Here is a 4581-nt window from a genome sequence, read left to right on the forward strand (position 1 = left end):
ACGGAAGCGGTGCGCGCGTGGGTCGATGATCGCGCGGGCGAGGACGACGTGGTGATCGTGTCGTTCAAGAGCAAGATGAACACGATCGGACCGTCGGTGATCGACGGTCTGACGCAAGCCATCGAACTCGCCGAGAAGGATTACAAGGGCGTGGTGATCTGGCAGCCGACGTCGCTGAAACTCGGCAATCCGGGCGGCGCGTTCTCGGCCGGCGCGAACCTCGAAGAAGCGATGCCCGCGTTCATGATGGGCGGCGCGAAGGGGATCGAACCGTTTGTGAAGAACTTCCAGCAGGGCATGTTGCGCGTGAAGTACGCGAGCGTGCCGGTGGTCGCGGCCATGTCGGGCATTGCGCTTGGCGGCGGATGCGAACTCGCGCTGCATTCGGCCAAGCGTGTTGCACACATCGAAAGTTACATAGGGCTGGTGGAAGTGGGCGTGGGTCTGGTGCCTGCCGGCGGCGGCTTGAAGGAAGCGGCGTTGCGTGCAGCGACTGCCGCCAGCGCCGTCAACGCAACCAGCGACCTCCTGAAATTCCTGCAGAAATCGTTTGAGAACGCAGCGATGGCGAAGGTCTCGGCATCGGCACTGGAAGCGCGTTCGATGGGTTATCTCAAAGCGTCCGACACGATCGTTTTCAACGTGCACGAATTGCTCGATATCGCGAAGAAGGAAGCGCGTGCTTTGAGCGCTGCCGGGTATCGCGCGCCGTTGCGGGTTACCCAGGTGCCGGTGGCAGGACGCTCGGCGATCTCGACCATCAAGGCGTCGCTCGTGAACATGCGCGATGGCCGCTTCATCAGCGATCACGATTTCCTGATCGCGAGCCGTATCGCAGAAGCGGTCTGCGGCGGAGACGTGGAAGCAGGCAGTCTCGTCGATGAAGAATGGTTGCTGGCGCTCGAACGTCGTGCGTTTGTCGAGTTGCTCGGCACCGCGAAGACGCAGGAACGGATCATGGGCATGTTGCAAACCGGCAAGCCGGTTCGTAACTAGGCGCGTACGGGACAAAGGAGTTGCAAATGAGCAAACAAGTGCAGGACGCATACATTGTCGCCGCGAGCCGGACGCCTATCGGCAAGGCGCCGCGCGGGATCTTCAAGAACACGCGCCCGGACGAGCTGCTGGTCCACGCGATCCGTTCAGCGGTCGCGCAAGTGCCCGGGCTGGATACGAAGCTGATCGAAGACGCAATCATCGGATGCGCCATTCCCGAAGGCGAGCAAGGACTGAACGTGGCGCGTATCGGCGCGTTGCTGGCCGGCTTGCCGAACACCGTTGGCGGCGTGACCGTGAACCGGTTCTGCGCATCGGGCGTGACCGCGCTCGCAATGGCCGCCGACCGGATTCGTGTAGGTGAATCCGACGTGATGATCGCCGGCGGATGTGAATCGATGAGCATGGTGCCCATGATGGGCAACAAGCCGTCGCTGTCGCCGCATATCTTCGATCGCGATGAGAACGTCGGCATTGCTTACGGCATGGGTCTGACGGCCGAACGCGTGGCCGAACGCTGGAAGATCAGCCGTGAAGCGCAGGATGCGTTCTCGGTGGAATCGCATCGGCGTGCCTTGGAAGCGCAGCGTACCGGCGAGTTCAACGATGAAATCTCCGCGTTCACGCTGAACGAACGGTTCCCGGACCTGGCGACGGGCGAGATTCGCGTCAATGCGCGCGAGATCAAGAACGACGAAGGCCCGCGTCAGGACACGACCATGGAAGGGCTCGCGAAGCTGCGCCCCGTCTTCGCCGCGAAGGGTTCGGTCACGGCGGGCAACAGCTCGCAGACATCCGATGGCGCCGGCGCATTGATCGTGGTCAGCGAGAAAATCCTGAAGCAATTCAACCTGACGCCGCTCGCGCGCTTCGTGAGTTTCGCGGTGCGTGGCGTGCCGCCGGAGATCATGGGCATCGGGCCGAAGGAAGCGATTCCGGCGGCGTTGAAAGCGGCAGGTCTGACGCAGGACGATATCGACTGGATCGAGCTCAACGAAGCGTTTGCAGCGCAATCGCTGGCGGTGATCCAGGACCTGGGGCTCGACCCGTCGAAGATCAATCCGCTTGGCGGCGCGATCGCGTTGGGCCATCCGCTCGGCGCAACGGGCGCCATTCGTGCCGCAACGGTCGTGCATGGTTTGCGCCGGCGCAACCTGAAGTACGGCATGGTGACCATGTGCGTGGGAACGGGCATGGGCGCGGCGGGCATTATCGAACGGATGTAACGGTCAACGCGGCTTATCCGTAGAAGCATAACAACGGTTCGCGTGCCTTTTCGGTCCGTGAACCGTTTTTCATTCAGGAGACGAGAATGGACATCATCACGGAACACATCGACGGCGTCTTGAGCATCACGATCAACCGCCCGGCGCGCAAGAACGCGCTGACGGCCGAGATGTATCAGACCATGGCCGATGCTTTCTTCGATGCCGAAAACGATCCCGCCGTGCGCGTGGTGCTGATCCGCGCCGCGGGCGATACGTTCAGCGCGGGCAATGATCTCGAAGACTTCATGAAGGCGCCGCCCTCGAAGCCGGACGCGCCGGTGTTCCAGTTCCTGCGCCGCATCAGCACGGCCCAGAAGCCGGTCGTCGCGGCGGTAAGCGGCGGAGCAGTGGGTATCGGTACGACGATGCTGCTGCACTGCGACCTGGTCTACGCGGCATCGACGGCCAGGTTCGTGCTGCCGTTCGTGAACCTCGGGCTGTGTCCGGAAGCGGCGTCGAGCCTGCTTTTGCCGCGCATTGCGGGGTATCAGCGTGCCGCTGAAAAGCTGCTGCTCGGCGAGCCATTCGACGCAAGCGAAGCCGCGAACATGGGGATCGTGAACCGGGTTTTATCGGCGGAAGAAGTGGGCGACTTTGCGTTTGCGCAGGCGAGGAAACTCGCGGCGTTGCCGCCGGCATCGCTGAAGGCGACCAAGGCGTTGATGAAGGGCGGTCAGGCCGACGAAGTCAGCACGCAGATGGCGAAAGAAGCGGGATTTTTTGCGAGCATGCTGACCGCGCCCGAAGCGAAAGAGGCGTTCACGGCGTTCTTCGAAAAGCGTAAGCCGGATTTCAGCCAGTTCAACTGATCGGAAGGGCGCGTATCAAGCGTCGAGCACGCGCCCGTTGAGCACGCGCCGTTCAGCCCGCGCCCCCGTTCAGCCCGCGCCGTACTCCACGAACCCGTTCTCGCGTGCAAAACTGACTAGCCGCAATCCCGCCTTTTCCGCGATGGAAATCGCCAGCGAAGTAGGCGCGGATATCGTCACGAGCATGGGTACGCCGACGCGCGCCGACTTGCGCACGAGCTCGTAGCTCGCCCGGCTCGACAGGAACACGAAGCCTTGCGTGGTATCCACGCGCTGCAGTACGAGATGGCCGATCAGCTTGTCGAGCGCATTGTGGCGGCCGACGTCTTCGAATGCGTATTTGACGGCGCCGGTTTCGTCGCACCACGCGGCTGCGTGCAATCCGCCAGTCAACTTCGATAACCCCTGGTGCGCCGGCAGCTCACGCGCGGCATGGGCGATGGCGTCATCGGCGAGACGCTGGAGAAAGCCGGTATCGGGCACGCGTTCCGGTTGCAGGTCCAGCAAATCGATACTTTCGATCCCGCACACCCCGCAACCGGTCCGCCCGGCGAGCGCACGGCGTTTCTGCTTCAACGCGACAAACGCCTGCTGCACCACTTGCAGATGCACTTCCGCGTGTGGCAGCGTATCGCCCTCGGGATTGTGAAAAAACACCTCGATGTCGTGAATGTCGCTGCCGCGCTCCACGATCCCTTCGGTCAGCGAAAAGCCCACCGCAAAGGCTTCCAGATCACGCGGTGTGCACATCATCACGGCGTGGGAAATACCGTTGTAGACGAGCGCGACGGGCCATTCCTGGCCGACGTCGTCGGCGGTCTCGCGAATCTCGCCCAGCCGGTGACGCCTGACGTGGCGTTCCACGTAGCCGGGTTGATCGTCGATATCCGTGTCATTCATGATCTGGCTCTCTTGCTAATTGCTTACGATGTCGCGTTTTAGCCGCGGCTTATCAGAATTTATAAGAGAAATCCGGGCATAACGCTTGCTGCTTTATGGTGCAACAGACACACTACAAGCCGTTCAAGGCCCTACGATAACCCACAGCGGCCTCACTCGCTTCCCTTGACCCTCTTGCCCACGAGGCACTCGCCATGGCACTTTACGACGCTCCGCGCCTGTTCGGATTCGAACTGGAGTCGACTGAGAACCTGAGCTTCATCCCGCTCGTCGTGCGTTTTAATCTGGATCGCTTCGGTCAGCGCATTTCCCTCGACGACTGGCGCCGTCTCCCGCACAGCGACCGCGAACTGCTTGCGCGCTTTCCGGTGGAGGACGACGCGGCGATCGAACCCGCGTTCGATCAGGCCATCGCCGAAATGCTGCGTACTCACGCGGATTCGAAACCCGGGACTTTCGCGCCCGACAGCGACCCGATCTGGGCGCACACGGACGTCGTGCCGGAAAGCGTGATCCGCCAGAGCAGCTTGTGCGGTATCGGTTCGCCGAGTCTTGGCCGCTGGTCCGAGCTGTCGGCCTTCCAGCGCTACGCGCTCGCGAAACTCTCG

At 62.3% G+C, this 4581-nt stretch carries 5 protein-coding genes; 4 read left to right on the forward strand and 1 reads right to left on the reverse strand.

Going from position 1 to position 4581, the window contains the following annotated elements; all coding sequences use genetic code 11:
• From ACFFAR_RS25370 to ACFFAR_RS25380, 3 genes are all read left to right on the forward strand, one after another.
• Positions 1 to 996 (forward strand): enoyl-CoA hydratase/isomerase family protein (locus tag ACFFAR_RS25370; RefSeq protein WP_375508677.1); only part of this gene is annotated, 996 nt, incomplete at its 5' end.
• 26 nt (positions 997 to 1022) lie between these two features.
• Positions 1023 to 2222, forward strand: a complete 1200-nt coding sequence (locus ACFFAR_RS25375) for an acetyl-CoA C-acyltransferase (protein ID WP_174364631.1) — start codon at positions 1023 to 1025, stop codon at positions 2220 to 2222.
• 86 nt (positions 2223 to 2308) lie between these two features.
• Complete coding sequence (locus ACFFAR_RS25380; protein ID WP_062169100.1) at positions 2309 to 3073, forward strand: enoyl-CoA hydratase; 765 nt, start codon at positions 2309 to 2311, stop codon at positions 3071 to 3073.
• Positions 3074 to 3142: 69 nt separating this feature from the next.
• Here the strand turns inward: ACFFAR_RS25380 and fdhD are convergent, their stop codons facing one another.
• On the reverse strand, positions 3143 to 3973 hold the full coding sequence (gene fdhD, locus ACFFAR_RS25385) for a formate dehydrogenase accessory sulfurtransferase FdhD (protein WP_075360589.1): 831 nt from the start codon (positions 3971 to 3973) through the stop codon (positions 3143 to 3145).
• Between the two features lie 194 nt (positions 3974 to 4167).
• Between fdhD and ACFFAR_RS25390 the strand changes: the two genes are divergently transcribed.
• Positions 4168 to 4581 (forward strand): nitrate reductase associated protein (locus tag ACFFAR_RS25390; RefSeq protein WP_174364630.1); only part of this gene is annotated, 414 nt, incomplete at its 3' end.

The organism is uncultured Caballeronia sp. (assembly GCF_964243625.1).
GTDB lineage: Bacteria > Pseudomonadota > Gammaproteobacteria > Burkholderiales > Burkholderiaceae > Caballeronia.

What these genes read in the sequence shown, in the direction of transcription:
- ACFFAR_RS25375 (WP_174364631.1), top strand. Translation starts at nt 1,023, where the DNA reads ATGAGCAAACAAGTGCAGGACGCATACATTGTCGCCGCGAGCCGGACG.
- ACFFAR_RS25380 (WP_062169100.1), top strand. Translation starts at nt 2,309, where the DNA reads ATGGACATCATCACGGAACACATCGACGGCGTCTTGAGCATCACGATC.
- fdhD (WP_075360589.1), bottom strand. Translation starts at nt 3,973, where the DNA reads ATGAATGACACGGATATCGACGATCAACCCGGCTACGTGGAACGCCAC.